This window comes from Pseudoalteromonas sp. SWN166, from assembly GCF_015864485.1.
In the GTDB taxonomy this organism is placed as follows: domain Bacteria; phylum Pseudomonadota; class Gammaproteobacteria; order Enterobacterales; family Alteromonadaceae; genus Pseudoalteromonas.
The window spans coordinates 1-2,895 of sequence record NZ_JADYXB010000078.1 but is presented as its reverse complement, the minus strand read 5'-3'; the positions used below and the strand labels follow the sequence as shown (position 1 = coordinate 2,895).

Annotated in this window: 5 protein-coding genes; all 5 read left to right on the top strand. The window is 64.7% G+C overall.

The features are described 5' to 3' along the window. The coding region (locus I6F49_RS20075; RefSeq protein ID WP_197181736.1) for a hypothetical protein at positions 1-1,763 on the top strand (1,763 nt) is incomplete at its 5' end. Between the two features lies 1 nt (position 1,764). Further along, a complete protein-coding gene (locus tag I6F49_RS20070; protein ID WP_197181735.1) occupies positions 1,765-2,175 on the top strand; it encodes a 3'-5' exonuclease in 411 nt (136 codons plus the stop codon). Then, positions 2,139-2,390 (top strand): 3'-5' exoribonuclease domain-containing protein, encoded by a 252-nt coding sequence (locus I6F49_RS20065; RefSeq protein ID WP_331461460.1) that lies wholly within the window; start codon positions 2,139-2,141, stop codon positions 2,388-2,390. The genes I6F49_RS20070 and I6F49_RS20065 overlap by 37 nt, the downstream gene beginning before the upstream one ends. After that, the gene (locus tag I6F49_RS20060; RefSeq protein ID WP_114488334.1) at positions 2,387-2,662 is read left to right on the top strand and encodes a VRR-NUC domain-containing protein; all 276 of its coding nucleotides are present in this window, start codon (positions 2,387-2,389) and stop codon (positions 2,660-2,662) included. The genes I6F49_RS20065 and I6F49_RS20060 overlap by 4 nt, the downstream gene beginning before the upstream one ends. Next, the gene (locus I6F49_RS20055; protein ID WP_114488333.1) at positions 2,659-2,868 is read left to right on the top strand and encodes a hypothetical protein; all 210 of its coding nucleotides are present in this window, start codon (positions 2,659-2,661) and stop codon (positions 2,866-2,868) included. The genes I6F49_RS20060 and I6F49_RS20055 overlap by 4 nt, the downstream gene beginning before the upstream one ends. Positions 2,869-2,895: the final 27 nt, after the last annotated feature.

Below are 2,895 nucleotides of genomic sequence, written 5' to 3'. Positions count from 1 at the left end.
CGGTGCTCAAGGTGCCCGAGGACCAGGCCAAGAACAAGGAGGGCAAGAAGCTCATCCAGTTGTTCACCCGCCCCCAGCCAGCCAACCGCAAGGTGCAGCGCGCCACGCGGCTCACACACCCCGCCGAGTGGGAGCGCTTCAAGGTCTACGCGGCCGACGACATCACCGCCATGCGCGAGTGCGTGCGCCGCACGCCCACCTGGAATTGGGACGCCTCGGCCATTGCAGAGTGGCACTGCGACCAACGGATCAACGAGCGTGGGTTCCAGGTGGACCAGGAGTTGACACGCGCCGGTGCACGGGCGGCCATCGTAGAGAAGGAGCGCATCGGCGTGCGGTTCCGCGAGCTGACGCGCGGCGTGGTGGACCGGCCGAGCCAGCGCGACCAATTCAAGGCATTCGTGCTCAATGAGTTCGGTGTGGAATTGGAGGACACGACCAAGGACACCTTCACCCAGATGCTGAAGGCGCGCGAAAAGATCGACCCACGTCTTGCCGAGCTGATGGAGCTGTCCATGGCGTCGAACAAGACCAGCACGGCCAAGTACGCCGCACTGGACCCCGCCGTGGCGGCCGACGGACGCTTCCGTGGGGGCCTGCAGTTCGCAGGGGCCAGCCGCACCCGCCGCTGGGCTGGTCGTATGTTCCAACCCCAGAATCTGCCCAGCCGTGGCCTCCCCAAGCCCACCGCAGTCGAGCAGTACATCGAGTGCCTGAAGGCCGGGGCACACGACCTGATGTTCGACAACCTCATGTTGTTCGGTGCGGCGGCCCTGCGCGGTTGCGTGATCGCCCCTCCCGGCAAGAAGCTGGTGGTGGCGGACTTGTCCAACATCGAGGGCCGCATGCTCGCGTGGGTGGCCGGGGAAGAATGGAAGCTGCAGGCGTTCCGGGAGTACGACGCTGGCCGTGGGCCCGATTTATATAAGGTTACCGCCTCCATCATCACCGGCGTGCCGGCCATGGAGGTGCCCAAGTACATCCGCGACTCGCTAGGGAAAGTTTCAGACCTCGCCAGCGGGTACATGGGCGGTGTGTCTGGCTACCAGAAGTTCGCGGCGGCCTACAACGTCCGCATGGCCGACTACTGGGGCACTCTGCAGGAACAGGTGTCCCCCGCGCTGATCGCCAAAGCTCACGAAAACCTGAACAAGTGGGGCCGCCCGCAATTGGAGTCGCTGGAGATCAGCGAAACCGAATGGCTCGCCAGCGAGGCGTGCAAACTCGCCTGGCGCGCTCGCCACCCTGCCACCAAAGCCTTCTGGTACGACCTGCAGAACGCGGCCAAGAGCGCCCTCCGGAACTGGGGCGTGGTGTTTCCTGTTGGCAAGTACATCAAGGTGCGCTGCGTGTCCCACAAGGGTCAGCGCTGGATGGTCGTGCGGCTGCCCAGCGGGCGGCTTATCACCTACTTCCACCCGCACCTGTTGGACGACGGAACCATCGCCTACTTCGGCGAGGCAGCCGAGGAAGGCAAGACCACGCGGCAGTGGGTGAAGGTGTTCACACATGGAGGCAAGATGACCGGCAACGTCTGCCAAACCACCTCGCGCGACATCCTGGCGCCAGCGCTGCAAGTGGCCGAGGACAAGGGATACCTGCCCGTCCTCAGCGTGCACGACGAAGGCTTGACCGAAGTGCCCGACACCCCTGAATACGACGCAGACGGCCTCGTGGCGATCCTGTCCACGAACCCCGACTGGGCCCCGGGCCTGCCGCTCTCGGCCGCCGGGTTTGAAACCACTCGCTACTACAAGGGCTGATATGACCACCCAATTTTTCGATCTCATGATTGATACAGAGACTGCGGGCCTCCCGCCCACCGGAGCGCTGATGTCCATCGGCGCAGTGTTCTTCGATATGAAGACGCAGACCCTGGGCCCCACGTTCCTGCGCACCGTGCACCTGGCGACCAGCGTGCGCGATGGTGGCACCATCGACCCGTCCGCGTTCCTGTGGTGGCTGGGGCAGAGCGATGAGGCTCGCCACGGCGTGCGCTTCAACGGGCAGGACATCCGCAAGGTGCTGCAGGACTTCAGCGACTGGATCAAAGAGACCTGCCGCCACGAGGACGTGCGCCCNGCAAGGTGCTGCAGGACTTCAGCGACTGGATCAAAGAGACCTGCCGCCACGAGGACGTGCGCCCATGGGGCAACTCGAATGCGTTCGATCTGACCATCGTCGGCGGGGCCTACAAGCGCGCCGACATCAAGACGCCTTGGTACTGGACAAATGAAAGAGATTTTCGGACCGTGCGCAACATGTACTCGGCCATCGAGTACAACCCCGCCGACAAGGGCACCGGCGCGCACAACGCGCTGGCCGACGCGCAGTTCCAGGTCGAGCACCTGTTCAAAATCGCCAACCGCAACAAGAAAGCCCCTGCATGACCCGCGAGTCCACCATCGAGCGCGCCGACAAAGAGGCCACCACCGCCCTCGGCGGCCTGAGCCTCAAGTTCGTGTCGCCCGGCCGCGCCAACGTGCCCGACCGCATCAAGCTGTTCCCGGTGCCACCGGAGCACCAGGAGATCGTCGCCCGCTACTTCCGCTTTGCGGAGTACAAGGCGCCCAACAAGAAGCCCCGGCCCGGCCAAGTGCGCGAGCACGACCGCCTGCGTGCCATGGGCTTCGCCGTAGACGTGATCGACCAAGCACCATGAGAAACGAAACCATCAACAAAGCGCTGGCCCACCTGCCCGCCACCCGCGCCGAACTGGCCGAGCGGCTGGGGGTCAAAGAGGCGCAGGCCCGCTCCATCGCCAAGAACCTCATCGACAACCGCTACGCCGAGGAATGGGGTCAGGCGCCCACGGACAAGGGTGTGTGGACTGCCGTGCTGCACGCAACAGGAAAGGTGCCGGTATGAAGAACACCCACGGCGGTACGCGCCCTG